The organism is Streptomyces sp. NPDC058620 (assembly GCF_042717135.1).
In the GTDB taxonomy this organism is placed as follows: domain Bacteria; phylum Actinomycetota; class Actinomycetes; order Streptomycetales; family Streptomycetaceae; genus Streptomyces.
Window position 1 is genome coordinate 1 of sequence record NZ_JBHXQO010000044.1, and the last position, 25529, is coordinate 25529.

At 69.9% G+C, this 25529-nt stretch carries 20 protein-coding genes and 1 tRNA gene; 6 read left to right on the forward strand and 15 right to left on the reverse strand.

Annotation, left to right across the window (positions count from 1 at the left end; all coding sequences use genetic code 11):
• Window positions 1-136 precede the first annotated feature (136 nt).
• Entirely contained in the window at window positions 137-679 is a 543-nt protein-coding gene (locus ACFWSK_RS28945) for a hypothetical protein (RefSeq protein WP_383792306.1), read from the reverse strand.
• A gap of 89 nt (window positions 680-768) precedes the next feature.
• Here ACFWSK_RS28945 and ACFWSK_RS28950 point away from each other — a divergent pair, with 89 nt between their 5' ends.
• The 3 genes from ACFWSK_RS28950 to ACFWSK_RS28960 all read left to right on the forward strand — a co-directional run bounded on the left by ACFWSK_RS28950 (window position 769) and on the right by ACFWSK_RS28960 (window position 4524).
• Window positions 769-1458 carry a response regulator transcription factor gene (locus ACFWSK_RS28950; protein WP_383792309.1) on the forward strand — a complete coding sequence of 230 codons (690 nt, stop codon included), beginning with the start codon at window positions 769-771 and terminating at the stop codon, window positions 1456-1458.
• Window positions 1455-2906 (forward strand): sensor histidine kinase, encoded by a 1452-nt coding sequence (locus ACFWSK_RS28955; RefSeq protein ID WP_383792312.1) that lies wholly within the window; start codon window positions 1455-1457, stop codon window positions 2904-2906. Before ACFWSK_RS28950 ends, ACFWSK_RS28955 begins: the two co-directional genes overlap by 4 nt.
• 133 nt (window positions 2907-3039) lie before the next feature.
• Window positions 3040-4524, forward strand: coding sequence for a cellulose binding domain-containing protein (locus tag ACFWSK_RS28960; RefSeq protein ID WP_383792314.1), 1485 nt, complete (start codon window positions 3040-3042; stop codon window positions 4522-4524).
• 188 nt (window positions 4525-4712) lie between these two features.
• On the opposite strand, the gene ACFWSK_RS28965 is transcribed toward ACFWSK_RS28960, so the two are convergent.
• The 4 genes from ACFWSK_RS28965 to ACFWSK_RS28980 are packed head-to-tail and all read right to left on the reverse strand — an operon-like array spanning window position 4713 to window position 9489.
• A complete protein-coding gene (locus ACFWSK_RS28965; RefSeq protein WP_383792317.1) occupies window positions 4713-6122 on the reverse strand; it encodes a GH1 family beta-glucosidase in 1410 nt (469 codons plus the stop codon).
• Between the two features lie 59 nt (window positions 6123-6181).
• Window positions 6182-7096 (reverse strand): carbohydrate ABC transporter permease, encoded by a 915-nt coding sequence (locus ACFWSK_RS28970; protein ID WP_383792321.1) that lies wholly within the window; start codon window positions 7094-7096, stop codon window positions 6182-6184.
• An 11-nt stretch (window positions 7097-7107) separates the two neighbouring features.
• Entirely contained in the window at window positions 7108-8118 is a 1011-nt protein-coding gene (locus ACFWSK_RS28975; RefSeq protein ID WP_383792323.1) for a carbohydrate ABC transporter permease, read from the reverse strand.
• A gap of 6 nt (window positions 8119-8124) precedes the next feature.
• Window positions 8125-9489, reverse strand: coding sequence for an ABC transporter substrate-binding protein (locus tag ACFWSK_RS28980; RefSeq protein WP_383792326.1), 1365 nt, complete (start codon window positions 9487-9489; stop codon window positions 8125-8127).
• Between the two features lie 995 nt (window positions 9490-10484).
• Between ACFWSK_RS28980 and ACFWSK_RS28985 the strand changes: the two genes are divergently transcribed.
• Window positions 10485-11513: a LacI family DNA-binding transcriptional regulator gene (locus tag ACFWSK_RS28985; RefSeq protein ID WP_383792328.1), complete on the forward strand. Its 1029-nt coding sequence runs from the start codon at window positions 10485-10487 to the stop codon at window positions 11511-11513.
• Window positions 11514-11641: 128 nt separating this feature from the next.
• Here the strand turns inward: ACFWSK_RS28985 and ACFWSK_RS28990 are convergent.
• From ACFWSK_RS28990 to ACFWSK_RS29000, 3 genes are all read right to left on the reverse strand, one after another.
• Window positions 11642-11714 (reverse strand) — tRNA-His (locus ACFWSK_RS28990).
• 125 nt (window positions 11715-11839) lie between these two features.
• Window positions 11840-12442, reverse strand: a complete 603-nt coding sequence (gene orn, locus ACFWSK_RS28995; protein ID WP_383792331.1) for an oligoribonuclease — start codon at window positions 12440-12442, stop codon at window positions 11840-11842.
• A gap of 10 nt (window positions 12443-12452) precedes the next feature.
• Entirely contained in the window at window positions 12453-13679 is a 1227-nt protein-coding gene (locus ACFWSK_RS29000) for a helix-turn-helix domain-containing protein (RefSeq protein WP_383792334.1), read from the reverse strand.
• Window positions 13680-14792: 1113 nt separating this feature from the next.
• On the opposite strand from ACFWSK_RS29000, the gene ACFWSK_RS29005 reads away from it, so the two are divergent.
• Window positions 14793-15314, forward strand: coding sequence for a universal stress protein (locus ACFWSK_RS29005; protein WP_383792337.1), 522 nt, complete (start codon window positions 14793-14795; stop codon window positions 15312-15314).
• 113 nt (window positions 15315-15427) lie between these two features.
• Here the strand turns inward: ACFWSK_RS29005 and glmS are convergent, their stop codons facing one another.
• Both glmS and ACFWSK_RS29015 read right to left on the reverse strand, forming a co-directional pair.
• A complete protein-coding gene (gene glmS / locus ACFWSK_RS29010) occupies window positions 15428-17257 on the reverse strand; it encodes a glutamine--fructose-6-phosphate transaminase (isomerizing) (RefSeq protein WP_383792340.1) in 1830 nt (609 codons plus the stop codon).
• 37 nt (window positions 17258-17294) lie between these two features.
• A complete protein-coding gene (locus tag ACFWSK_RS29015) occupies window positions 17295-17570 on the reverse strand; it encodes a hypothetical protein (protein WP_383792343.1) in 276 nt (91 codons plus the stop codon).
• A 214-nt stretch (window positions 17571-17784) separates the two neighbouring features.
• On the opposite strand from ACFWSK_RS29015, the gene ACFWSK_RS29020 reads away from it, so the two are divergent.
• A complete protein-coding gene (locus ACFWSK_RS29020) occupies window positions 17785-19401 on the forward strand; it encodes a beta-N-acetylhexosaminidase (protein ID WP_383792346.1) in 1617 nt (538 codons plus the stop codon).
• A gap of 73 nt (window positions 19402-19474) precedes the next feature.
• On the opposite strand, the gene ACFWSK_RS29025 is transcribed toward ACFWSK_RS29020, so the two are convergent.
• From ACFWSK_RS29025 to ACFWSK_RS29045, 5 genes are all read right to left on the reverse strand, one after another.
• Window positions 19475-21253 carry an IucA/IucC family protein gene (locus tag ACFWSK_RS29025; RefSeq protein WP_383792413.1) on the reverse strand — a complete coding sequence of 593 codons (1779 nt, stop codon included), beginning with the start codon at window positions 21251-21253 and terminating at the stop codon, window positions 19475-19477.
• On the reverse strand, window positions 21250-21795 hold the full coding sequence (locus ACFWSK_RS29030; RefSeq protein ID WP_383792350.1) for a GNAT family N-acetyltransferase: 546 nt from the start codon (window positions 21793-21795) through the stop codon (window positions 21250-21252). Before ACFWSK_RS29030 ends, ACFWSK_RS29025 begins: the two co-directional genes overlap by 4 nt.
• Window positions 21792-23066, reverse strand: a complete 1275-nt coding sequence (locus ACFWSK_RS29035) for a lysine N(6)-hydroxylase/L-ornithine N(5)-oxygenase family protein (RefSeq protein WP_383792353.1) — start codon at window positions 23064-23066, stop codon at window positions 21792-21794. Before ACFWSK_RS29035 ends, ACFWSK_RS29030 begins: the two co-directional genes overlap by 4 nt.
• Window positions 23050-24498: a pyridoxal phosphate-dependent decarboxylase family protein gene (locus ACFWSK_RS29040; protein ID WP_383792356.1), complete on the reverse strand. Its 1449-nt coding sequence runs from the start codon at window positions 24496-24498 to the stop codon at window positions 23050-23052. The genes ACFWSK_RS29035 and ACFWSK_RS29040 overlap by 17 nt, the downstream gene beginning before the upstream one ends.
• A 151-nt stretch (window positions 24499-24649) precedes the next feature.
• Entirely contained in the window at window positions 24650-25501 is an 852-nt protein-coding gene (locus ACFWSK_RS29045) for a siderophore-interacting protein (RefSeq protein WP_383792358.1), read from the reverse strand.
• Window positions 25502-25529: the final 28 nt, after the last annotated feature.

Consider the following 25529-nt stretch of genomic DNA (forward strand, 5'->3'; position numbering starts at 1 on the left):
ATGAGCGACATCATCCAAGCCGTCGCCGGACTGCTCTCCCACCAGCAGACCGCCACCATCGCCAGCAGCGTGCGAATGTGAACACGACGGCCAAACCTCGGCCCTCGACGCGCACCACCAACCATGCACGAGCTCGTTAGGGCCCGACGATCTGCACCAGCGGCGGGTGGTCGTTCCAGGTGCAGAACACCGAGTACGTCGCCCCGGTCTCGTCGCTGAAGTTGACCCTGATCCAGGTGGTGTTCGTCCACACCTGCATCGACCAGTCCGGCTCCGGCGTCGCCGACACCAGCTTCGCCGAGCTGCCGCCCAGCTCGAACACGACCCGCCCGCCGTCCGTGCGATAGCTCTTCACCTCGCCCGACGCGGCCGGGGTCCGCACGGGCGCCGGGCTGCTCGGCGGCGTACGGGAAGGCGTCCGGGACGGGGTGGGGGAGGCCGGAGGCGTCGTGCGGGGGGTCGCGGCGGGCGAGGAGGGGGACGGCGCCGGGCGGTGCGTGGACGACGACACCGGCTCCCGCGTGCTCGGTTCGGTACGGGCGCCCACGGCGAGCGGCACCGCGCGCGGCGGATCGTAGGCGGTCCCCGCCATCACCGTGTGCACACCCCACCACGACAGCGTGACCGCCGCCCCGGTGGCGAGCGACCAGGCGATCGCGTGTACGAGTCCTCGTTGCATCCGGGACATCCTGCACCACTCGGGCCTCCGCTGTCCCGGAGGGGACCGGCCCGGTACCCGGGGCGGTCGCATGGCGTACGGTGCCGCCCATGGCAAGTGTGCTCGTGGTCGAGGACGACCAGTTCGTACGTTCCGCCCTCATCCGGCACCTGAGCGAGGCATCCCACACCGTACGGAGTGTCGGCACCGCGCTCGAAGCGCTGCGCGAGGTCGCGCACTTCGGCTTCGACGTGGTCATTCTCGACCTCGGGCTGCCCGACCTCGACGGCGGCGAGGCCCTGAAGATGCTCCGGTCCATCACCGACGTACCCGTGATCATCGCGACGGCGCGGGACGACGAGGCCGAGATCGTGCGGCTCCTCAACGACGGCGCCGACGACTATCTGACCAAGCCGTTCTCCGTCGAACACCTCTCCGCGCGCATGGCCGCAGTCCTGCGCCGCTCGCGCGCCGCCGGCAGCGAGGTGCCGCCGTCACGTGTCCTCCAGGTCGGCGGGCTCTCGATAGACCCGCTGCGCCGTCAGGCCGAGCTGGACGGGGCCACGCTCGACCTGACCCGCCGCGAATTCGACCTCCTGACCTTCCTCGCAGGCCGCCCCGGCGTCGTCGTCGCACGCAAGGAACTGCTCGCGGAGGTCTGGCAGCAGTCCTACGGCGACGACCAGACCATCGACGTCCATCTGTCCTGGCTGCGCCGCAAGCTGGGCGAGACCGCCGCACGGCCGCGCTACCTGCACACCCTGCGCGGTGTCGGGGTGAAGCTGGAGCCGCCCGCATGAGATGGGCGCTCGTCAAGGTCTGTCTGGCCGTCACGGCCATGGTGGTCATCGCCTTCGCGGTGCCGCTCGGACTCGTCATCAAGGAAATGGCCCGCGACCGCGCCTTCTCCGACGCCGAGCGACAGGCGGCCACCATCGGGCCGACCCTGTCCATCACCACCGACCGCAAGGAACTGACCCGGGCCGTCCTGTCCACCGAACCGGGCGACGAGGGACGGCTCGCCGTCCATGTCCCCGCGGCCGCGGAGCCGGACCGGCAGGCGCTGGAGATCGGCACCCGGCGGGCCGCCCGCAAGGACCTGGAGACCGTACGGAAGTCGGGGCGCGCCGCCATCGCCGAGGTCACCGGCGGTTCCGTGCTGCTCCAGCCGACGGCGCTGGGCTCCGGGGACATCGCGGTGGTCGAGGTGTTCGTGCCCGAGGGCGAGGTCTCCAACGGGGTCGGCACCGCCTGGCTCGTACTGGCGGCGGTCGGTATCGCGCTGATCGTCGGCTCGGTCGCGGTCGCCGACCGGCTCGGCGTACGGATGGTGGAGCCCGCCCAGCGGCTCGCGGGCGCCGCCCACGACCTGGGCGAGGGCAGGCTCGGCACCCGGGTCCCGGAGGAGGGGCCGACCGAACTGCGGTCGGCCGCCGTCGCGTTCAACTCGATGGCCGACCAGGTGGTGCAACTCCTCGCCAACGAACGCGAACTGGCCGCCGACCTCTCGCACCGGCTGCGCACCCCGCTCACCGTCCTCCGCCTCAACGCGGCCTCGCTGGGCGAGGGTCCGGCCGCCGAGCAGACCCGGGCCGCCGTCGAACAGCTGGAGCACGAGGTCGACACGATCATCCGCACCGCACGTGAACAGCGCCCCCAGACGCAGGGACCGCAGCCGGGTGCCGCCGGAGGCTGCGACGCCTCCCAGGTGATCCGGGAGCGGATGGAATTCTGGTCGGCGCTCGCCGAGGACGAGGGGCGCACGGTACGCCTCGCAGGCGTGGACCGTACGGTACGCATCCCCGTCGCCCGGCCCGAACTGGCCGCGGCCCTCGACGCGTTGCTCGGCAACGTCTTCCGCCACACCCCCGAGGGCACCGCCTTCTCCGTCGACGTGCACCACAGCGGCGACGCAGTCATCGTGCTGGTGTCCGACGCGGGCCCCGGCATCGCCGACCCCCGCGCGGCACTGGCCCGCGGCTCCAGCGGCCGGGGCGGCGGCACGGGCGCCGTCGGTTCGACCGGACTCGGGCTCGACATCGTCCGGCGGGTCGCGGAGTCCACCGGGGGCGATCTGCGGATCGGCCGGTCGGTGCTCGGCGGCACGGAGGTACGGATCTGGATCGGGCTCGACGGCGGCCGGCCCGCGCAGGGCAGGCGCGGACACCGGGTCGGGCGGCAGCGACGCGGAGTGCTGCGCCGGAGGACGGAGTTCCGTGCTGGCCCCGGGGCGGGCAGCCAGCATTAACCGGCGCCGATGCGCCCCTTAAGCCAACCCTAAGAACACCGGCTGGTGCCCGAACAACCCCAATTGCCGCTTTCGGTGCCGCTAGCGTCTGCCGCGAACCCCCCACCCCCCGCAGGACAGAGGCAGGCACGCGATGGGCACCAGAACGCACCGCCGGACGGCGAGCACCCGCACCAAGGCGGTCGGCGCCGTCGTCGCCGCTGCGGTGATCGGTGGCACGGTCTTCGCACTGACCGGCACCGCGCAGGCCGCGGCGGTCGGAGCGACGTACACCCGCACCAGCGGCTGGACCGGTGGCTACACCGGGCAGTACGTCGTCACGAACGACAGCGCGGAGACCCGCTCGGACTGGACGCTCGAATTCGACCTGCCCACGGGCACGAAGATCAGCTCCCTCTGGAACGCCGAGCACACAGTCAGCGGCAGCCACGTCACGGTGAAGCCCGCGAGCTGGGACACCGGGCTGGCCCCCGGGAAGTCCGTGACCGTCGGCTTCGTCACCACCTCGGCCGGCACCGCTGAAGACCCGGCCGGCTGCCTCATCGACGAGGCAGCCTGCTCGGCCGGCCCGGGCGCCACACCGGAGCCCAGCGGCCGCCCCACCGGCACCGCGACCCCCGCGCCGCAGCCGACCCCCACGGTCTCCGAGACCGCGACCCCGGCGCCGACCGCGACCCCGAGCGCCACACCGGTCCCCACCCCGTCCGAGACCGGCGGCACGACGGGCTCGGCACGCTTCGCCCCGTACATCGACACCTCGCTCCATCCCTCGTACGACCTCATGGACACCGTCACCAGGACGGGGGTGAAGGAGTTCGCCCTCGCCTTCATCACCTCCGGCGGCAGCTGCGCCCCCCTCTGGGGCGGTGTCACCGGCCTCGGTGACGACAAGGTCGCCGCGCAGATCGGCACGCTGCGGGCGAAGGGCGGTGACGTCAGGGTCTCCTTCGGAGGCGCGGCCGGAGCCGAACTGGCACTGAACTGCTCCTCGGCCGCCGACCTCGCCGCCGCGTACGGCAAGGTGATCGACACCTACGGGCTCACCAAGGTCGACTTCGACATCGAGGGCGGTGCGCTGCCCGACGCGGCCGCCAACTCCCGCCGCTCGCAGGCCATCGCCCAGCTCCAGAAGGCGCACCCCGCCCTGGACGTCTCCTTCACCCTGCCGGTGATGCCCGAAGGGCTGACCCAGCCGGGTGTGGACCTGCTCGCCGACGCGAAGAAGAACGGCGTCCGGATCGACGCGGTCAACATCATGGCCATGGACTACGGCCCCGCGTACAGCGGCGACATGGGCACGTACGCGATCCAGGCGGCCACCGCCACGCAGGCGCAGATCAAGGGCGTGCTCGGGCTCTCCGACGCCGCCGCCTGGAAGGCCGTCGCGGTCACCCCGATGATCGGTGTCAACGACGTCGTCACCGAGATCTTCGAGGTCGACGACGCCGCGCAGCTGGTGACGTTCGCCCGGGAGAAGGGCATCGGCCGGCTGGCGATGTGGTCCGGCACGCGGGACAAGGCGTGCCCGGGCGGCGCGAAGCCGGCTGCGGATGCCACGTGCAGCTCGATCGTTCAGGAGCCGCTGGCCTTCACGAAGGCGTTCGGCGCGTACAAGTAGTCCTCCGGACCGCCACCCCCCCGCGTGCCCCGGCCGGGCCCCAGACCCCCCACCCCCGGCCGGGGTGCGCGCCCCATTTCCCCCGCGACTCGAAGAAGCCGGCGAACGGCTTGCCGTGCTCGGTGGGACTCAACAGGAGTGGGGTACGGCGGCACCCTCGTTCCGCCGTACCCCGGTTCGTGGCGTCCTCAGCCGGCCGGCAGCTTCGGAAGGACCCCCGTCCGCGCCAGCTCTCCGTACCAGTGGGCACTGGCCTTGGGCGTACGCGTCTGGGTGGGGTAGTCGACGTGGACGATGCCGAAGCGCTTGCCGTAGCCGTACGCCCACTCGAAGTTGTCCATCAGCGACCAGAGCATGTAGCCGCGGACGTCGGCCCCGTCCGCGATCGCCCGGTGGACCGCCGACAGGTGCCCGTGCAGATAGCGGATGCGGTCCACGTCCTGCACCACACCGTCGTCCCCCTGCTTGTCGGGGTACGCGGCGCCGTTCTCCGTGACCATCAGAGGCATGCCCGGCGCCTCCTTCGTGTACCGCATGAGCAGGTCGTGCAGCCCCGACGGGTCGATCGACCAGCCCATCTCGGTCTGCTCACCGGGCGGCTGGTGGAAGGCGACGTGCTCCGAACCGGGCCACGGCGAATGGTCGCTCGACCCGTGTCCGTCGCGCCGCGGGCCCTTCGCGTCACTGCCGTCGGAGACGACCGCGGGCGTGTAGTAGTTGATGCCCAGCGAATCCAGCGGCTGGTTGATCGCCGCCAGGTCGCCCGGCTCCACGAACGACCAGTCCGTCAGCCGCGCGGTGTCCTCGAACAGGTCCTGCGGGTACGAGCCCTTCAACACCGGGTCCGAGAAGATCCGGTTCGCCAGAGCGTCGATCCGGCGCGCGGCGTCCAGGTCCTGCGGGGACTGCGTCCGCGCCCGCACCGCACTCGGGTTGAGGCTCAGCGAGACCTGCGCCCTGGCGGGCAGCGCGGCACGCAGGGCCTGCGTGCCCAGACCGTGCGCCAGATTCAGGTGGTGGGCGGCGCGCAGGGCGGCGACCGGCTCCGTACGCCCCGGGGCGTGCACCCCGGAGCCGTATCCGAGGAAGGCGCTGCACCAGGGCTCGTTGAGCGTGGTCCACAGCTCCACCCGGTCGCCGAGCGCTCCCGCGACGATGGTCGCGTACTCGGCGAAGCGCTGGGAGGTCTCCCGCGCCGTCCAGCCGCCGGCGTTCTCCAGCTCCTGCGGGAGGTCCCAGTGGTAGAGCGTGAGCATCGGCTTCACGCCCCGCTCCAGGAGCTCGTCGACCAGGAGGCGGTAGAAGTCCAGACCCCGCTGGACCGCGGGACCGCGCCCGGTGGGCTGCACCCGGGACCAGGAGACGGAGAAGCGGTACGCGTTCACCCCGAGGTCCGAGATGAGCTGCACGTCCTCGGTGCGGCGGTGGTAGTGGTCGGTGGCGACGTCGGCGTGGTCGCCGCCCTCCGTCTTGCCCGGTGTGTGGCTGAAGGTGTCCCAGATGGAGGGGGTACGGCCGTCCTCCCGTACCGCGCCCTCGATCTGATGGGCGGAGGTCGCGGTGCCCCAGAGGAAACCGGGCGGAAAGTGTGCGGACATGAAGAGCCTCCGTGAGTGTCCTGAGAGTCCTGGGAAGGGAGAAGGAGGGCGGGCGGGGGTCAGCCCTTGACGGCGCCCTGCATGATGCCGCCGACGATCTGCTTGCCGAAGAGCACGAAGACGGCCAGCAGGGGCAGCGTGCCGAGCAGCGCGCCCGCCATGATCACCGACTGGTCCGGGATGTACCCCCGGCCGAGCCCGGTGAGGGCCACCTGCACGGTGGGGCTGCCGTTCTGGGTCAGCGCGATGATCGGCCAGAAGAAGTCGTTCCAGGCCATGACGAACGTGAGCATTCCGAGCACCGCCATCGCGGGCCGCGCGGCCGGGAAGACCACGTGCCACACGATGCGCAGACTGCTGGCCCCGTCGACCCGGGCCGCCTCGATCAGTTCGGTGGGCAGCGCCCCGATCAGGTACTGCCGCATGAAGAACACCCCGAAGGCGCTCACCAGCGTCGGCAGGATGACCGCCTGGAGCTGATCGGTCCACTGGAGCTTGGCGACCATCATGTACAGCGGTACGACGCTGAGCTGCGGCGGCACCATCATCGTGCCGATGACCAGCAGCAGCAGGACGTTCTTGAAGCGGAAACGGAGCTTGGCGAAGGCGAAGCCCGCCAGCGTGGAGAAGATGACCGTGCCGATGGTGATGGAACCGGCCACGATCGCCGTGTTGAGCAGGGCCGACCCCATGTTGGCGTCGGTCCAGGCGATCTCCAGGTTCTTGAAGAGATTGCCGCCGAACCAGAACGGCGGCGGATTCTGCGCCAGCCGGTGGTTGTTGCGCGATGCCGCGATCGCCGTCCACACCAGGGGGAAGAGCGAGATCACCGTGAAGACGATCAGCACCGCGTAGGTGAACTTGCCGCCGTGCAGGTGCTTGCCGGCGCGAGCCGCGCCGCGACGCCGCCCCTTCCGCTTGCCCGACGGCGCTTCCGGCGGGATCACCCGGTCGGCCGGAGTCAGGGTTGTCATCGTGTCGCCCCTCATGAGCTCTTGCGCAGACGACGGCCGACCAGCCAGTTGACGGCGCCGATCAGCAGAAGGATCAGGAACATCGTCCAGGCGATGGCCGAGGCCCGGCCGAGGTGGAGATTGACCCAGCCCTGCTCGTACAGATAGAGACCGAGCGTCTGGAACTGGTGGTTGGCCCCTCCGGTGGCACCCGCGCCCCGGTTGAACAGGAGCGGCTCACCGAACAGCTGGGTCGCGCCGATCGTCGACACCACACAGGTGAAGAGGATTGTCGGCCGCAGCGACGGGATCGTCACATGGACGAACTGCTGCCAGCGGGTGGCACCGTCAAGCGCCGCCGACTCGTAGAGGTCGTTCGGGATCGCCTGCATCGCCGCCAGGTAGATCAGCGCGTTGTAGCCGGTCCACCGCCAGACGACGATCGTCGACACGGCGAGCTGCGAGGTCCACTCGCCGTTCTCCCAGTCCACCGGGCCGAAGCCGACCTGTCCCAGCGCCCAGTTGATCATCCCGATGTCACGGCCGAACAGCATCACGAACACGAGCGTCGCCGCGGCCACACTCGTCGCGTACGGAGTGAGGATCGCGACCCGGAAGAACATCGAGCCGCGGAGCTTGTAGTTGAGCAGATGCGCGATGCCGAGGGCGATCAGCAGCTGCGGAACCGTGGAAAGGACCCCGATGGTCAGGGTGTTGCGCAACGCGTTCCAGAAGAACTCGTCCTCCATCAGCCTGGAGAAGTTGCGCAGCCCGATCCATTCCATGTCGTTCGGGGCGGTCAGCTCCACCTGGTGGAGCGAGGCCCATCCCGTGTAGAGCAGCGGGAACAGGCCGAAGGCCAGGAAGAAGACGAAGAACGGGGCCACGAAGGCGTACGGACTCCACTTCAGGTCCCACCGGTACAGCCGGCTGCGCCGCTCGCTGCGCACGGGACCCGACGAGCCGCCGCCCACGCGGCGCGGGGCCGCGCCCCCCTCGGAGAGGGGCGCGGCCGTGCGGGACTTACTTGTCGTACCGCTCACCGGAGGTCACTTCTCCAGGGCGTTGTCGATCGCCTTCACCGCGGCGTTCCAGCCGTCCTCGGACGAGACGCCCTTCTGGTCGACCTGGAGCATGCCGACATCGGCCAGGTTCTGGGCGATGATCAGGTCCTTCGGGCCGACGATGGTCACCGGGATGTTCTTGGCGGCGTCGGAGAAGATCTTGCCGATCGGGGCGTCGTTGACGTACGGGTCCTTGGCGTCGGCAACTTCGGGCAGCGAGAACGCGGCCTGCGCGCTCGGGAAGCTGCCGCGCTTGGCGAAGAACGTGGCCTGCTGCTCAGGGGCGGTCAGCCAGGCGACGAGCTTGGCGGCCTCCTCCTTGTTCTTGCCGGCCTCGGGCACGGTCAGGAACGAACCGCCCCAGTTGCTGCTCTTGGGCGCGGCCGCGACGTCCCACTTGCCCTCGGTCTTCTCGGCGCCCTTGTCCTTGATGTAGCCGACCATCCACGGCGGGCAGGAGATGGTGGCGAAGGTGCCGTTCACGATGGCCTGGTCCCAGGAGGGCTGGAACTGCTGGAGCTTGGCCGTCAGACCGAGGTCGGCCGCCTTCGCGGCGACGTCCCAGGCGTCCTTGACCGCCGGGTTGGTCTTGTAAATGACCTTCCCGTCCTTGTCGTAGAAGCGCTCGGCGGAGCCGCCCTGCACGGCGTTCATCAGACCGGAGGCGGAGTCGACGAACGCGGTGCCCTTGGGCGCCTTCGCCTTGTACTTCTTGCCCGCTTCGAGGAACTTCTGCCAGTCACCGGCCCACAGCGCGCCGACTTCCTCGCGGTCGGTGGGAAGCCCGGCCTTCTCGAAGAGGTCCTTGCGGTAGCAGATGCCCTGGGGGCCGATGTCGGTACCGAGCGCGACCGTCTTACCGCTCTTGTCCGTGCCCTGCGACCACTTCCACTCCAGGAAGTTCTCCTTCTTCACCCCGGCGGTCTTGCCCAGGTCCACGAGCTTGGAGGACTGCGTCTGGGCGATCTCGGCGATGTTGTTGACCTCGATCGCCTGGATGTCGGCGAGGCCACTGCCCGAGGCGAGGTGCGTGAGCAGCTGCGGGTAGTAGTTCTCGTTCCGCTCGATCGACGTCTGCTCGATGTTGATCTCGGGGTGGAGCTTCATGTACTCGTCGTACAGCCCCGCCTCCTTGAGACCGAAGGCACCGAAGACACCGACGGTGATCGTCGTCTTGCCCTTGCCGTTTCCGCCCGAGGACGAGCTGGACGACGGGTCCTTTGAGTCCTCCGCGCAGCCGGCCAGCAGTCCGGCGCCGAGGGCGGCGACGGCGGCGACGACCACGGCCCTGCGGAAGGTGCGGCGGGGCGGTGGTGCGGTCGTACCCCGGGTGAAGACAGAAGTGCGCATTGCGGCCTCCTAGTGCCCTGTACGTGCCCTCCCCGGCCCAACTGCGCGAACGCGTCCGTACGTTGTTTCGCGCTGTGGCCCAGGTGAGGGACGTGCGGGATATTTATGAGTCAGGTACGGTGGGAGCGCTCCCATACGTGATGTGTTGAAGGGTTGCGGCTCGCCGGGAGGGTGTCAAGAGATCGGACGACGAGACTTGTTCCAGCGGATTCCTTCGAGGAACGCCGGGGCTTCGGCCCCGGGAGGATTCGCGTCCCGTGATGTGCGGCGCGGAGCGTCGCTGCGGTCTGTTCTCGGGCGAAGGGTGCCCGTGCCGCCACCTGTCGAGCCGGACGCAGTGCAGCGAACGCGCGGTTGTCGAATCGCTCATTTGAGCGAATGGTGTGCGAGTCCGGCTGGTTCGTGCGACTGGCGGACTAGTGTCCGGGGCATGAAGGTGGTGGTGCGGGTCACGCCGCTGCCGACGTCCGTGCAGGCGTCGGCACTTGAGGCAACTCCGACCGCCTGTGATGAGGCTGCGTCCTGGGCGTCGGTCGCGATCAAGAAGACCTGCGACGCCCGCACCACCCTGAAGGCGAACCTCCGCAACGGCCGCCATCGCCGGCCCGGCCCGAAACGCCACCCCCGCGCCTCCGCCGAACCCATCGCCTTCCGCCCACGGGCGGCGCTTCGGGAATGCTCGCACTGCCATCACGCCGACCGCGGCGACTGGCCCTCCCAGGCCGTCTTCGCGCGCCGGTCCTGCGGATCCGTTGATCACGCGGACCATAATTCGTCCCACGGCATCGCCCGGCGCGGCTGGTGGATGTGGGTCCGCGGGGCCCGGTCAACGGCCCCAGTTCGCACCCTCACCGCATGGTCGGGGAGGGCGGGAGCGGGACGCAGCCGGATCCATCACCGCCAGTGATGGTCACGAGCAGTAAGCCCGGGATCTCGGTCCCGGGTCGTGGACCTATCGGCTTGTGAGAAATTATCGACGACTGGGAGGGGCAGCCATGACTGTTCGTGGAAGGCAGGGGCGGCGGCCCACACTGGAGGAGGTCGCGGCGAAGGCAGGCGTGGGCCGCGGGACGGTGTCCCGAGTGATCAACGGCTCACCGCGCGTGAGCGACGCCACCAGGGCCACGGTCGAGGCGGCGGTCAACGAACTGGGCTACGTGCCCAACCGTGCCGCCCGCGCCCTGGCGGGCAACCGCACGGACGCCATCGCCCTGGTCGTGCCCGAGCCGGAGACGCGGTTCTTCGCCGAGCCGTACTTCTCCGACATCGTGCGCGGGGTCGGCGCGGCCCTCGCCGATACCGAGATGCAGCTGCTTCTCACCCTCGCGGGCAACGACCGCGAGCGCCGCCGGCTGGCGCAGTATCTGACCGCGCACCGCGTGGACGGCGTGCTGCTGGTCTCCGTGCACGCCGACGATCCGCTGCCCGACCTGCTGGAGCAGCTGGGCATGCCCTGTGTGATCAGCGGCCGCAGGCATGCCGCGGAACCGCTGGCGTCGGTCGATTCCGACAACTTCGAGGGCGCGCGCTCGGCCGTCGGTCACCTCATATCCCGTGGCCGCCGCTCCATCGCGACCATCACGGGCCGCCTCGACGTGTACGGCGCCCAGCGCCGCCTCGACGGCTACCGCGAGGCCATCGCCGCGGCGGGTCTGGCCCCCGACGAGCGCCTGATCGCCCCCGCCGACTTCACCGAGGAGGGCGGTGCCCGCGCCATGCGGGAGCTCCTCACCCGCTGCCCCGAGGTCGACGCGGTCTTCGCCGCGTCCGACGTGATGGCCGCGGGCGCCCGCCAGGTCCTGCGTGAGGCCGGTCGCCGCATCCCGGAGGACATCGCCATGATCGGCTTCGACGACTCGTCGGTCGCCCGCCACATGGACCCGCCGCTCACGAGCGTCCGGCAGCCCACCGAGGAGATGGGCCGCACGATGACCCGCGTACTGCTCCAGGAGATCGCCGGCCCGTCCGACGACCGCCCGAGGATCGTGCTGCCCACGGAGCTGGTGGTCCGGGACTCGTCCTGACGGACGCGGGCGCGCCCTTCGGTTCCCGTGACCCAGGTCATAGGAAGCGGAGGGCATCGGTACGCACGACATGTGTGCCGGCACACATGAGAAGGGCCCCGGTCCGAAGACCGGGGCCCTTCTTTCAGGGTGAGTAACGGGACTTGAACCCGCGACATCCTGGACCACAACCAGGTGCTCTGCCAGCTGAGCTATACCCACCATGTCGCCCGGTCGCTTTTCCGACCGGCCGAGAAAAAGTGTACAGGGTCCGAGAGGGTGCTCGCGCCCCGGTTGTTTCCGCCCTGCCCACGGGCCCCGAAAGGCCCGTGGGCGGGGTCGTCGTTCTACTCCGTGGGGGCCGCGAAGCGCGCCGCGATCTCCTTGGCGCGTACCGAGTCGGGGCCGGGCTGCGGCACGAAGACCGCCTCCCGGTAGTAGCGGAGCTCCGTGATGGAGTCACGGATGTCCGCCAGCGCCCGGTGGTTGCCGTTCTTCTCCGGACTGTTGAAGTACGCCCTCGGGTACCAGCGGCGTGCCAGTTCCTTGACCGAGGACACATCGACGATCCGGTAGTGGAGGTACCCCTCCAGTGACGGCATGTCCCGCAGGAGGAAGCCCCGGTCGGTACCGACCGAGTTCCCGCAGAGCGGGGCCTTGCCGGGCTCCTTCACGTGTTCGCGCACATAGGCCATGACCTGCTCCTCGGCGGCTGCCAGGGTGGTGCCCCCTGCCAGCTCGTCGAGGAGCCCCGAGGCGGTGTGCATCTGCCGCACCACCTCGGGCATGGTCACCAGGGCCGCGTCCGGCGGGCGGATCACGATGTCCACCCCTTCGCCGAGCACGTTCAGCTCCGAGTCGGTGACCAGTGCGGCCACCTCGATGAGTGCGTCGTCCGTCAGCGAGAGCCCGGTCATCTCGCAGTCGATCCACACCATACGGTCGTTCATGTGCCCCACCCTACGGGGCGTGGCGCTGCCCCGGCAGGGCCGGGCGTCCCGAGGCGTACGCGTCCGGGCCCGGTTTCAGGTGCTCCATCGAGCCGCCCGATACCGCGGATACCTGGGCGGGCCCGGGTGCTCCGGCCGGCGCGGGGCGCCGGCCCGGAACCGTCCCCTGGGCGGGTACGACCGGGTCCATCACCGTGGTGATGCTCTCCAGCCCCCCTCCCTGCGGACGGCGTGCCCGGTAGGCGGCCCGGTAGGCAGCCGGGGACGAGCCGAGCTGGCGGCGGAAGTGCCCGCGCAGCGCGACCGGCGAGCGGAAGCCGCAGCGGCCCGCGACCTCGTCGACCGAGTAGTCGGAGGTCTCCAGCAGCCGCTGCGCCTGCAGCACCCGCTGGGTGATGAGCCACTGGAGCGGTGCGCTGCCGGTGAGCGAACGGAACCTCCGGTCGAAGGTCCGTCTGCTCATATAGGCGCGCGCGGCCAGCGTCTCCACGTCGAACTGCTCGTGGAGATGCTCCAGCGCCCAGGCCACCACCTCGGCGAGCGGGTCGGAGCCGATCTCTTCCGGCAGGGACCTGTCGAGGTAGCGCTCCTGCCCGCCACTGCGGCGCGGTGGCACGACGAGCCGTCGGGCGAGTGCCCCGGCGGCCTCCGTGCCGTGGTCCGTGCGGACGATGTGCAGACAGAGGTCGATTCCGGCGGCGGTGCCGGCGGAGGTGAGTACATCGCCGTCGTCGACGAAGAGCTCACGCGGATCGACGTGCACCGACGGATAGCGCTTGGCCAGCGTCGGTGCGTACATCCAGTGTGTCGTCGCCGGGCGGCCGTCCAGCAGGCCGGCCGCGGCGAGGACGAAGGCCCCGGTGCAGAGTCCGACGATGCGCGCGCCCTCTTCATGGGCACGGCGCAGTGCGTCCAACGCCTCTGCGGGCGGAGGTGATGTGATGGACCGCCAGGCGGGCACCACGACGGTGCCTGCCCTGCTGATCGCCTCCAGGCCGTACGGTGTGCTGAGTTCGAGCCCACCCGTGGTGCGCAGTGGCCCCTCTTCGCCTCCGCAGACGAGCAGCCGGTAGCGGGGAACTCCCGCGTCCTGCCGGTCGATTCCGAAGACGGAGAGCGGGATGGAGCTCTCGAAGATAGGTCCGCCGCTGAAAAGCAGTACGGCTACGACTTCCCGGCGTCGCCGCCCGGTCAGCTTCCGTGCGGCCTCCGTTGCGGTGGCGGAGTCCTGGCTCATGACGCTAAGCCCCCCTCGGTGTTCGCGTCTCCCTGGTCCTTACGGGCCTGTCGCTCCTGCACGTTTCCCCTCGGTCTCGCACGAGTCCGCAGACTTCGTCCCATGATCGAATCTACTGCGTCCCGTGGTGCCGTAGTGACACGTTCCCCCACCGGCACTATGTCGACAAGGCAACTTGGCGCGAAGCCGTCGATCACGAAGCGTTCCACTCGCGAGCCGCCCAGGGAAGTGCGCCTCGCGATCTTGGCCCGTCCCCGTTGGGTGAAAGCGTACCGCGCGGTCTATTCCTGCCTGGTGGCACGCGGGTTGGCCGGGCAGAACACCAAGAGTTGGACGTCGGCGCGAAGTTGGCTGAAAACCAACGGTTGTGTGCACGGAAACCAGTCACACCCCGGCGCACGACCCCTCGATCAGCGGCCGCCCCGGCGCGCCCCTTCGGTCTCGCGGGCGGGCGAGGGGGCGCGGCCCGGGGTGGCGGCGCGGGTGGTGCGGTGTTCGGAACGGCGCAGCGGCAGCCGGCCGGCCGCGGTGACGGCGGCGAGTCCGAGGACCCAGGATCCGGCGCCGCCGGCCCGGGCCCCGTACGCCGCGAGGGCGGCGTGGACGAGCAGGCGGCAGAACGGCCCCCAGCGGACCGCCTCCGGTGATGCGGCGGTGTCCGCGGGCTCGGTGAGGGGGTGCCGGCGGTCGGGTCGCCGCAGCGGCCGGCGGTGTGGGCGCGGCTGCGAATGCGGTTTCCGCTCCCTGGGAGGGGGCGGTGGCTCAGTGTGACGGTAGGGCTGACGCCGGAGTGCCGTGGCTGGTCACTGCTCGTCCCGAAGGGTCCCGCCGGGGCACCGTGGAAGGAAAGGGAGGGGCGGAACAAAGAGGAATGGTGTCGTCCGGTCGGATGAGGCTCGGTGTACGGCACAACCGGCATTGCCATACGCCGCCGCCTCGGGCATGCTCCCTGCAACGTCGCACGCGCTTTGCGGGGGTCTGGGCTGTGGAGGAGTGGGGCCGTACCCTTGGGGGTATGGGGTTGGGAAGATGATTCCCGGACACACCTTCACCGCGTGAAACACCGTCCGAAGCCGCTCCCTCCACACGAGGACTCTCTTCGCCGAGACACCGATGGCCGGTCACGAAATCCCTGAACCCGCAGACCGCAAGCAGGTCGCCGACGCGCTGTCGGACCCGCTGACGGTCGAAGAAGCACGTCCTTCCTGCGATCCCGCCTTCCGGCATGGAGTCGTGGTCGGTTTTGACGGCTCCATGTCCAGTGAACGGGCCCTGTCCTACGCGATCGGCATGGCCTCGCGCTCCGGTTCCGGCCTGATCATCGTCCATGTCGCCAACCGGCTGCCGACCACCGTCTGGGCGGGCTGCGAGCCTCCCGTCTTCGTCGACGTGCCCGATCACCGCACCGAGGTCCTCGGCCTGGAGCTGGCCTGCGCGGACTATCTCTCCGAGGTGCCCTGGGTGCTCGTCGAGCGCGGCGGGGACATCTGCCACGAGCTGGAGGAGGTCGGCCGCGAGTACTCGGCGGACGCCATCGTCGTCGGCTCGACGCACGGCATCGTCGGCCGGATCTTCGGTTCGGTGGCGGGCAGGCTGGCGCGCCGGGCGCAGCGCCCGGTCATCGTCATCCCCTGACGACCCTGTGAACGGGGTTCCTGACACCCTGTGGACAGCGAACGGCCCCGCACCACGTCACCGTGTGTGTGCGGGGCCGCTCGCTGTCCGCGAGGCGTCGTCGTACGGGTCGGCTATTCGACCGTGACGGACTTCGCGAGGTTGCGCGGCTTGTCGATGTCGCGGCCCATGGCCAGCGCCGTGTGGTACGCGAAGAGCTGGAGCGGGATGCCCATCAGGATGGGGTCCAGCTCGTTCTCGTTCTTCGGGACGATGATCGTGTGGTCGGCCCGCTCCTGCTCGCGGTGGGCGATGGCGAGGATCCGGCCGCTGCGGGCCTTGATCTCTTCCAGGGCGGCGCGGTTCTTCTCCAGCAGGTCGTCGTCCGGGACGATCGCGACCGTGGGGAGCGCCGGCTCGATGAGCGCGAGCGGGCCGTGCTTCAGCTCGGACGCCGGGTACGCCTCGGCGTGGATGTACGAGATCTCCTTGAGCTTCAAGGAAGCCTCCAGCGCCACGGGGTAGCCGCGCACACGGCCGATGAACATCATCGACTGGGCGCCCGCGTACACCTCCGCCAGCTTCTTGATCTCGTCCTCGGTCTCCAGGATCCGACCGATCTGCTCGGGCAGCTTGCGCAGGCCGTCGATGATGCGCTTGCCGTCGGCGACCGACAGGTCACGGATGCGTCCGAGGTGCAGGGCGAGCAGGGCGAAGGCGACGACCGTGTTGGTGAAGCACTTGGTGGAGACGACGCAGACCTCGGGGCCTGCGTGGACGTACATGCCGCCGTCGGCCTCGCGGGCGATCGCCGAGCCGACCACGTTCACGACGCCGAGGACGCGTGCGCCCTTGCGCTTGAGTTCCTGGACGGCGGCCAGCACGTCGTACGTCTCACCGGACTGCGAGACCGCGACGTACAGCGTGTCGGGGTCGACGACCGGGTTGCGGTAGCGGAACTCGGAGGCGGGCTCGGCGTCCGCGGGGATGCGGGCCAGCTCCTCGATGAGGCCGGCGCCGATCAGGCCCGCGTGGTACGACGTGCCGCAGCCCAGGATCTTGATGCGGCGGACTCCGCGGGCCTCGCGGGCGTCGAGGTTGAGACCGCCCAGGTGCACGGTGGAGAAGCGGTCGTCGATGCGGCCGCGCAGCACGCGGTCCACGGCGTCGGCCTGCTCGGAGATCTCCTTGTGCATGTACGTGTCGTGGCCGCCCATGTCGTACGACTCGGCCTCCCACTCCACGGTCGTGGGCGTGGCCGTCGTGGTCGAGCCCTCCGTGGTGTACGTACGGAAGTCGTCGGCCTTGAGGGTGGCCATCTCGCCGTCGTCGAGGGTGACGATCTGGCGGGTGTGCGCGACGAGGGCCGCCACGTCGGAGGCGACGAACATCTCCTTCTCGCCGATGCCGAGGACGACAGGGGAGCCGTTGCGCGCGACGACGATGCGGTCGTTGAAGTCGGCGTGCATGACGGCGATGCCGTACGTGCCCTCGACGAGACGCAGGGCCTCGCGGACCTTCTCCTCCAGGGTGTCCGCCTGCGAGCGGGCGACCAGGTGGACCAGCACCTCGGTGTCGGTCTCGGAGAGGAAGACGATGCCGTCGGCGACGAGCTTCGCGCGGAGCTCGGAGGCGTTGTCGATGATGCCGTTGTGGACGACGGCGACCTTGTTGTCGGCGTCCATGTGGGGGTGGGCGTTCTCGTCGCTCGGGGCGCCGTGGGTGGCCCAGCGGGTGTGGGCGATGCCGGTGGTGCCGGCGAAGCGCTTGGGGACGCGGGCCTCCAGCTCGCGGACCCGGCCCTTGGCCTTGACCATCTTCAGGGTGCCGGGCTTGCCTGCCGCCGCCTTGCTGGTGACGACGAGGCCCGCCGAGTCGTAACCCCGGTACTCCAGCCGCTGCAGACCCTCCAGCAGCAGCGGTGCCACATCACGCTTACCGATATAACCGACGATTCCGCACATAAAGTCTCTACCCCTCCATCGACGTGCCAGTGAGTGCTCAGCCGTAGACGATGCGGCGCAGCTGACGGAGCGAGAGCTCCGGCGGTGCGACCGCGCGGTGCGGCAGCTCGGCCGCGATCCGTTCGAAGATCTCCGTGTTCACCAGGCCGCCGGACTGCAGTTCGCGGTGGCGGCGGCGGACGAAGTCATCCGTCGTCTCGTCGAAGTACGCCAGCACGTCGAGGATCACCCGGGATGCTTCACCGCGCTGGAGCGCGGTGCTGCGCACCAGGTGGTCGATGAGGTCGTCATGCGACGAGCGGCGTTCGAGCACTCGTTGATATTGCTTGGCAGGGCCGCATTGTGCAAGAAATCTGCCCGATATCGGGCAGGAAGCCCCGGGAATCTTTCTCCGGCCGTGGCGTGGGTGACCCTGGATGCGGCCGAGGTGGTCTAGTCCCTTGACCATCAGTGAGGCGCACGGTACGCATGGTGACTGTTCGGTTGCCCGGAGAACCACAGGCGTGAACCCCGGCGAAGGGACCCTTGTGAGACAGCGCAGAACACTTCCCCGTCTGTCCGGCTCGTTGCTGCTCGTCGTGGCGGCCGCGGTCTTCGGTGTCGGAGCCGCCCCGGGCGGCGGCGGTACGGCCTCGGCCGGCCCTCCGCCACGGCCGCTCGGCGAGACCGTGCCCGCCCCCGCCCGCGTGAAGGCGGGCGGCTCCCCGTACGTCGTCACGGCGGGCACCCGCATCCGGGTCGACGACGGCTCCGGCGGGGCCCGGCGGGTCGGCGAGTACCTGGCGGACCTCCTGCGTCCGTCCACCGGCTACCCGCTGCCCGTCACCGACCAGGACGGCCGTGACGGCATCCGCCTCCGACTCGGCTCCACCGACCCGTCCCTGGGCTCCGAGGGCTACCGACTCCAGTCATCCGGCGGCGCGGTCACCATCACCGCGCGCGGCCCCGCCGGTCTGTTCCACGGGGTGCAGACCCTGCGGCAGCTCCTCCCGGCCGACGTCGAGAAGGACACCGTCCAGGACGGGCCGTGGAAGGTCGCGGGCGGCACGCTCACGGACTCCCCGCGCTATGCGTACCGGAGCGCGATGCTGGACGTCTCGCGGCACTTCTTCTCCGTCGACGAGGTGAAGCGGTACATCGACCAGCTCGCGCTCTACAAGATCAACACGCTGCACCTGCACCTCTCCGACGACCAGGGCTGGCGCATCGCGATCGACTCCTGGCCGCGGCTCGCCGAGTACGGCGGCTCCACGGAGGTCGGGGGCGGCCCAGGCGGTCACTACACGAAGAGCGACTACCGGGAGATCGTCAGGTACGCGTCCTCGCGCTATCTGGAGGTCGTGCCCGAAATCGACCTGCCCGGCCACACAAACGCGGCCCTCGCCTCGTACGCCGAGCTGAACTGCGACGGGGTCGCGCCGCCGCTCTACACGGGCACGAGTGTCGGCTTCAGCTCGCTGTGCGTGCCGAAGGCGGTGACGTACGACTTCGTGGACGACGTGATCCGCGAGCTGGCCGCGCTCACGCCCGGCCGGTATCTCCACATCGGCGGCGACGAGGCGCACTCCACCAGCCACGAGGACTATGTGGCGTTCATGGAGAAGGCGCAGGCGATCGTCGGGAAGTACGGCAAGACCGTGGTCGGCTGGCACCAGCTGACCGGGGCCGAGCCGGTGGCGGGCGCGGTCGCCCAGTACTGGGGGTACGACCGGACGGGCGCCGCCGAACGCGAGCAGGTGGCCGGGGCCGCCCGCAACGGCACGAAGCTGGTGCTGTCCCCGGCCGACCGTACGTACCTCGACATGAAGTACGACAAGGACACCCGGCTGGGGCTGGCCTGGGCCGGCTATGTGGAGGTGCGGCGCTCCTACGACTGGGACCCGGCGACGTACCTCGCGGGCGTTCCGGAGGACTCCGTCCTCGGTGTCGAGGCGCCGCTGTGGACGGAGACGCTGAGCAACAGCGGCGAGATCGAGCAGATGGCGTTCCCGCGGCTGCCGGGCGTCGCCGAGCTCGGCTGGTCGCCCGCGGCCACGCACGACTGGGAGGCGTACAAGGTGCGGCTGGGGGCGCAGGGGCCCCGGCTGGCTGCGCTGGGCGTGGACTTCTACCGGTCGCCGCAGGTCCCGTGGGCGGCGGAGTGAGGTGAATGAGGTCCTCGATCGCCGGACGGGCGTGAGGACAGGCCCGTCCGGCGATCGAGGAGGAAGCGCGCCCCTAGAACCCCGCGATCGGGTTCTTCAGGGTGCCGATCAGCTGCAGAGCGCCCGCCGGGTCCGTCAGGTCGACCATCTGCTTGTTGTTGCGCAGCTGCAGACGGTTCAGGCAGGACAGCGCGAACTCCTCCGTGAACATGTCGTACTGCTTGAACTTGTCCGCGAGGTACGGCACCGACTCCTGGTAGCCGCTCACGCATTCCGCGACCGTCCGCCAGAAGGTGTCCTCGTCGAGGATGCCCTCCGTGGCCAGACCGGCGCCCAGGAAGCGGAAGAAGCAGTCGAAGACGTCGGTGAGGACCGACAGCAGCTTCATGTCCTCGGGGACCTCGGCCCGGATGCGCTCGACCTGGGGCGGCAGCACCGCGTCCGGGTCCATGACCGCGATCTCCTCGGCGATGTCCTTGAAGATCGTGCGGCGCACGGCTCCGTCCTCGATGACCAGGATGACGTTCTCGCCGTGCGGCATGAACACCAGGTCGTAGGCGTAGAAGCTGTGCAGCACCGGGACGAGGTACGCGTCCAGGTAGCCGCGCAGCCACTGCGCGGGCGTCAGGCCCGACTCGGCGATCAGCACACCCGCGACGGACGCGCCCTCGTGGTCGGTGTGGAGCAGCGAGGCCATCGTGGCGACCCGCTCGCCGGGCGCCAGGTCCGAGACGGGGCTCTCGCGCCAGAGCGCGGCGAGCATCTTCAGATACGGGGAGCCCTTGGCGGTGGCCGCCTCGTACGCCCGGTGGTGGTAGCCGACGGCCGCCCGCTCCCGGATGATCGAGAACCGGGCCCGGCGCAGCAGCTCGTCGCGCTCGACGACCCCCGCGAGCCAGTCGTTGATCGCGGGCGTCGCCTCCATGTACGCGGCCGACAGCCCGCGCATGAAGCCCATGTTGAGGACGGAGAGCGCCGTCTTCACATAGTGCTTCTCGGGGTGGTCGGCGTTGAAGAACGTACGGATCGACTGCTGCGCGAGATAGGCGTCGTCGCCCTCGCCCAGGCAGACCAGGTGCCGCTGCGCGAGCTCTCCGGCGAAGGTGACGGACAGCTTGTTCCACCACTGCCAGGGGTGCACCGGGATGAGGAGGTAGTCGTCGAGGTCGAGGCCCAGGCCCGTCATCGTGCCGGCGAACCGGCTGCGGGTCTCCTCGCTCAGTTCCCCGGCGATCAGCGTCCCGTAGTCGAGCCCGGCGCCCGCGGTGAACGTGGCGCGGTCACGGCGGGCGGCGAGCCACACCAGCCGGATCTCCGCCGCCGTCTCGGGGGCGTACGCGCGGTACTCGTCCACGCCGAAGCCGAGGCGCCCGTTGTTGGCGACGAAGCAGGGGTGGCCCTCGGTCATCCCGGTCTCGATCGCCTGGAAACCGGCGGCGACGAGCTGGGCGGAGGTGGCCGGTTCCTTGGTCAGTTTGTACGCGGTTCCGGCCAGGGTGGAGGAGATCTCCTCCAGGTAGACCGGCAGGATCTCCTCGGAGAGCCCCAGCGTCGAGCGCAGTTCGATGAAGAAGTCGAGTGCGTCCAGCGGGAGTTCACTGCCGTGACGGTGGCGGGTTATGGAGTCGGCGTCGACCTGCCAGTGGTCGAGGGCGAAGCGCCGGGCGGCGAAGCGGTACTCGGTCTCCGCGTCGTCGCTGCGGACCGAGTAGTGGTCGTCGCCGAGCGGGGCCGGGGCCAGCAGGCGTTCGTGGGCGAACTCCGCGAGGCCCTTGCGGATCAGCAGGCGGTTGGCGGTGGCCCAGCGTTCGGGGGAGAGGTGGGCGACGCTGTCGGTGAGGGCCGGCATCAGGAGAGTCCTCCGGTCGTGGCCTGGAACTGTTCACGGGTGCATGCGCTGAGCAGCGCGGTCTTCTCCGGCTTGGTGATCTCCCGGAGGACCTCGAAGCCGACGGCCTTGTTCAGGGCGTGCACGGCGCCGTTGCGGACGTCGGGTTCGACGACGACGCGGAGCACCGAGGGGTCGGCGAACAGTTCCTTCATCACGGCCGTGATCACGGCGAGCGTGAAGCCGTGCAGCGGGGTGTCGGTGGGGGCGACCAGGAAGTGCATCCCGATGTCGCCCGGCTCGGCCTCGTACAGCCCCTTGAGCTCGACCTCGGCCGGGTCGTAGCGCTCCATGAGGAAGGCGGGCTCCCCGTCGTGCAGCCCGATGAAGGCGTCGTGGTGCGCGTGGGAGGCGATCGCCATGTACTCGCGCTCGACGTCCTGGAGACGGGCGTCGCCCATCATCCAGAAGGACGCCTTGGGGTGGGTCACCCAGCCGTGCACCAGCTCGGCGTCGGACAGGGGGTTGAGCGGGCGGATGGTGAAGGTGCCGATGGCCTGGCTCATATCGCGAACTCCTGGAAGGCGATGGACTTCTCCACCGGGTAGTACTCACGGCCGAGCAGTTCCCCGATGATGTACGCGTTGCGGTACGCACCCATGCCCAGGTCGGGCGAGGTGATCGAGTGGGTGTGCGTGCCCGCGTTCTGGAGGAACACACCGTGTCCGGTGGTGTCGATGCTGTAGTTGCGGGCCACGTCGAAGCGGCCCCGGCTGTCGTGTCTCAGCCGGTCGGTGATCGGTTCCAGGAAGGCCGGAGGGGTGTACTTGTAACCGGTGGCGAGGATCAGCCCGTGCGTGGTCAGGGCGTAGTCCTTGCCCTGCTCCTCCTGGCGCAGCCCCAGGGTGTACGTGCCCGACTCCTCGTCGTAACTCGCGCTGTTCAGTGCGGAGTTGGTGAGCAACCGGGTGGGGACGGGGCCCGGCAGGTTCTTCTGGTAGAGCAGGTCGAAGATGGCGTCGATCAGCTCGCCGTCGATCCCCTTGAAGAGGCCCTTCTGGCCGGACTCCAGCCGGTAGCGCGCCTCCTCGGGCAGGGCGTGGAAGTAGTCCACGTACTCCGGCGAGGTCATCTCCAGCGTCAGCTTGGTGTACTCCAGCGGGAAGAACCGCGGGGAGCGCGTCACCCAGTTGAGCCGGTAGCCGTGCACGTCGATCTCGGAGAGCAGGTCGTAGTAGATCTCCGCCGCGCTCTGGCCGCTGCCGACGAGGGTGATGGACTCCTTCGCCTGGAGCGCCGCTTTCCCTTCCAGGTAGCGGGAGTTGTGGAGCAGGTCGCCGCCCAGGCCCTGGCATGCCTCCGGGATGTACGGCGGTGTACCGGTGCCCAGGACCAGGTGGCGGGCGCGGAAGACCGCGTCGGCGGTGCGGACGGTGTAGAGCGCGTCGCTCTCCTCGTACGTAACCGACTGGACGGTCTGGTTGAAGCGGACGCTGCTCAGTTTCGCGGCGGCCCAGCGGCAGTAGTCGTTGTACTCGGTCCGCAGGGGATAGAAGTTCTCCCGGATGTAGAAGGAGTACAGCCGGCCCCGCTCCTTGAGGTAGTTCAGGAAGGAGTACGGCGACGTCGGGTCGGCCATCGTCACGAGGTCCGACATGAACGGCGTCTGGAGGTGGGCGCCTTCGAGGAACATGCCCGCGTGCCACTCGAAGTCCGGCTTGGACTCCAGGAAGACGCCGTTCAGTTCGTCGATCGGCTCGGTCAGGCACGCGAGCCCGAGGTTGAACGGTCCGAGGCCGATCCCGATGAAGTCGTGGGGGTCAGGAAGCGCGGTCAAGGGAGTCTCCCAGGTACTGCTCGGCGTGGCCCGAGATCAGGTCGAGGACCGCGGTGATGTCCTGCGCGGTCGTTTCAGGGTTGAGCAGGGTGAACTTCAGGTACTGGCGGTCGCCGACCTTCGTGCCGGCGACGACGGCCTCGCCGGAGGCGAACAGGGCCTTGCGGGCGTAGAGGTTGGCCCGGTCGATCTCGGCGGGCGCCGTGACGGCGGCCGGGATGTAGCGGAACACCAGGGTGGAGAGCTGCGGCTCGACGACGACGTCGAAGCGCGGGTCGGCGGCGAGGAGCCGCCAGCCCTCGGCGGCCAGGCCGCATACCTCGTCGAAGAGCTCGCCCACGCCGTCGGCGCCCATGACGCGCAGGGTCATCCAGAGCTTCAGCGCGTCGAATCTGCGGGTGGTCTGGAGGGACTTGTCCACCTGGTTGGGGATGCGCTCCTGTGCCATCCGCTGCGGGTTGAGGTACTCCGCGTGGTACGTGGCGTGGCGCAGGGTCACCCGGTCGCGGACCAGGACCGCCGACGAACTGACCGGCTGGAAGAAGGACTTGTGGTAGTCCACGGTGACCGAGTCGGCGAGCTCGATGCCGTCGATGAGGCCGCGGCGCGTGCGCGAGGCCAGCAGTCCGCAGCCGTAGGCGGCGTCGACGTGCATCCAGGTGGAGAAGCGCTCGCAGAGCGCGGCGATCTCGGGGAGCGGGTCGATCGAGCCGAAGTCGGTGGTGCCGGCGGTGGCGACGACCGCCATCGGCACGGCACCTTCCGCGACGCACTGTTCCAGGGCGCGGGCCAGGGCCACGGTCTGCATGCGCTTGTTGCTGTCGACGGGCACCGGTACGACGGCGTCCGGCCCGAGGCCGAGGAGTTTCGCCGACTTCTGGACGCTGAAGTGGCTGCACTCGGAGGCGAAGATCCGCAGCCGGCTGAAGTGCTCAGGCCGCGACTTGGCCTCCTCGCGGGCCAGCAGGAGAGCCTGCAGGTTCGACTGCGTACCACCGCTGGTGAAGATGCCGTCTGCGGCGGGGCCGAGGCCGATCCGCTCGGTGGTCCAGTCGATCAGCTTGCGCTCGATGAGCGTGCCGCCCGCGCTCTGGTCCCACGTGTCCAGGGAGGAGTTGACGGCCGAGAGCACGGCCTCGCCGAGGACGGCGGGGATGACGACCGGGCAGTTGAGGTGGCCCAGGTAGCGCGGGTGGTGGAAGTAGACGGCGTCGCGGAGATAGACGTCCTCGAGTTCGTCGAGAGCGGCCGATGCGTCGCCCAGGGGCCGGTCCAGGTCTATCGCGTCGATGACGGGAGCCAGCTCGTCGACGCCGATACCACTGAACGGCCGCTCGGTGGCGGCGAGTTTGGCCGCGACCCGTTCGACTCCTGCGGTGACGGAGCGACGGTAGTGCTCTGCGGTCGAGTCGTTGAGCAGGTGCGAACGCATGAGGGGGGTCCTCCCGGATGAGGGGAACTTCATCGAAACCCTCCGGGCAGGAGAAAGGGGACGAGGGCGCGATGTCGAAGTAAGGTTAGCCTAACCTAAGTTTTGACGCACGCGTTCCCCGTCCCCCCATGGGGCTCGGAAGTTGACCGATTTACGCGTCTTCGGTGGCCGCTTCGGCGCGCAGCTGCTCCTCGCTGAGCCCGCGGCGCCAGTAGCCGACGAAGGTGACCCGCTTTCGGTCGAACTCCCGGTCCCGCACGAGGTGTCGGCGCAGTGCGCGGACCTCGGACGACTCGCCCGCGATCCAGACGTACGGGGTCCCGGACGGCAGTTCCGCGGCCCGGACGGCGTCCACCGGCGAGGGCGCGCCTTCGTCGCGTACCAGCCAGTTGATCTTGGCGCGCGCGGCGGTGCTGAGCGCCTGGCGGTCCTCGGTGTGCTGGACCTGAAGCCAGACCAGGGCGCGCGTACCGGCCGGCAGCCACTCCAGGGCGGCCGAAGCGGCGGGCAGCGCCGTCTCGTCGGCCCAGATCAGCACCCAGTCGGTGTCCTGCGGGGGGCGGAAGCGGACGGCCGTGTTGTCCTCGACGGCCGGGCCGAGCGCCTTGATGAGCTGCCCGGGAGCGGCGGCGGCCGCCCAGCGGCAGGCCGGTCCGCCGTCCTCGTGCAGGGCGAAGTCGATGTCGACCTCGTTCGAACCGTCGGCGGCGCGGCGCTGGGCGCGCACCGTGTACGAGCGCAGTACGGCCCGTTCGTCGTCGGGGAGCGCGCGCCAGGCAGCGAACCACTCGCCGTCCTCGTCGACCGGGACGAGGGGTTCGGGCTGTCCGGGGTGTGGCAGGAAGAGCGAGAGGCTCTGGTCCCGGCCGCCTGCCGCGAAGCCGTCGAGACCGGGTCCGCCGAAGGTGATCCGGAGCATGGACGGCCCGAGCCGTCTGGTCCGCAGAACCGTCAGCCCGAAGAACCGGAAGGGAGCTATGGCGGGTTCGGTGGCGGTCGTCATGCGGGAGCTCCTCCGGAACGGGTGCCGG

What these genes read in the sequence shown, in the direction of transcription:
- ACFWSK_RS28970 (WP_383792321.1), bottom strand. Translation starts at nt 7,096, where the DNA reads ATGACAACCCTGACTCCGGCCGACCGGGTGATCCCGCCGGAAGCGCCG.
- orn (WP_383792331.1), bottom strand. Translation starts at nt 12,442, where the DNA reads ATGAACGACCGTATGGTGTGGATCGACTGCGAGATGACCGGGCTCTCG.
- ACFWSK_RS28950 (WP_383792309.1), top strand. Translation starts at nt 769, where the DNA reads ATGGCAAGTGTGCTCGTGGTCGAGGACGACCAGTTCGTACGTTCCGCC.
- ACFWSK_RS29030 (WP_383792350.1), bottom strand. Translation starts at nt 21,795, where the DNA reads ATGAGCCAGGCCATCGGCACCTTCACCATCCGCCCGCTCAACCCCCTG.
- ACFWSK_RS28980 (WP_383792326.1), bottom strand. Translation starts at nt 9,489, where the DNA reads ATGCGCACTTCTGTCTTCACCCGGGGTACGACCGCACCACCGCCCCGC.
- ACFWSK_RS29045 (WP_383792358.1), bottom strand. Translation starts at nt 25,501, where the DNA reads ATGACGACCGCCACCGAACCCGCCATAGCTCCCTTCCGGTTCTTCGGG.
- ACFWSK_RS28945 (WP_383792306.1), bottom strand. Translation starts at nt 679, where the DNA reads ATGCAACGAGGACTCGTACACGCGATCGCCTGGTCGCTCGCCACCGGG.
- ACFWSK_RS29005 (WP_383792337.1), top strand. Translation starts at nt 14,793, where the DNA reads ATGGCCGGTCACGAAATCCCTGAACCCGCAGACCGCAAGCAGGTCGCC.
- glmS (WP_383792340.1), bottom strand. Translation starts at nt 17,257, where the DNA reads ATGTGCGGAATCGTCGGTTATATCGGTAAGCGTGATGTGGCACCGCTG.
- ACFWSK_RS28985 (WP_383792328.1), top strand. Translation starts at nt 10,485, where the DNA reads ATGACTGTTCGTGGAAGGCAGGGGCGGCGGCCCACACTGGAGGAGGTC.
- ACFWSK_RS28960 (WP_383792314.1), top strand. Translation starts at nt 3,040, where the DNA reads ATGGGCACCAGAACGCACCGCCGGACGGCGAGCACCCGCACCAAGGCG.
- ACFWSK_RS29000 (WP_383792334.1), bottom strand. Translation starts at nt 13,679, where the DNA reads ATGAGCCAGGACTCCGCCACCGCAACGGAGGCCGCACGGAAGCTGACC.
- ACFWSK_RS28955 (WP_383792312.1), top strand. Translation starts at nt 1,455, where the DNA reads ATGAGATGGGCGCTCGTCAAGGTCTGTCTGGCCGTCACGGCCATGGTG.
- ACFWSK_RS29040 (WP_383792356.1), bottom strand. Translation starts at nt 24,498, where the DNA reads ATGCGTTCGCACCTGCTCAACGACTCGACCGCAGAGCACTACCGTCGC.
- ACFWSK_RS28965 (WP_383792317.1), bottom strand. Translation starts at nt 6,122, where the DNA reads ATGTCCGCACACTTTCCGCCCGGTTTCCTCTGGGGCACCGCGACCTCC.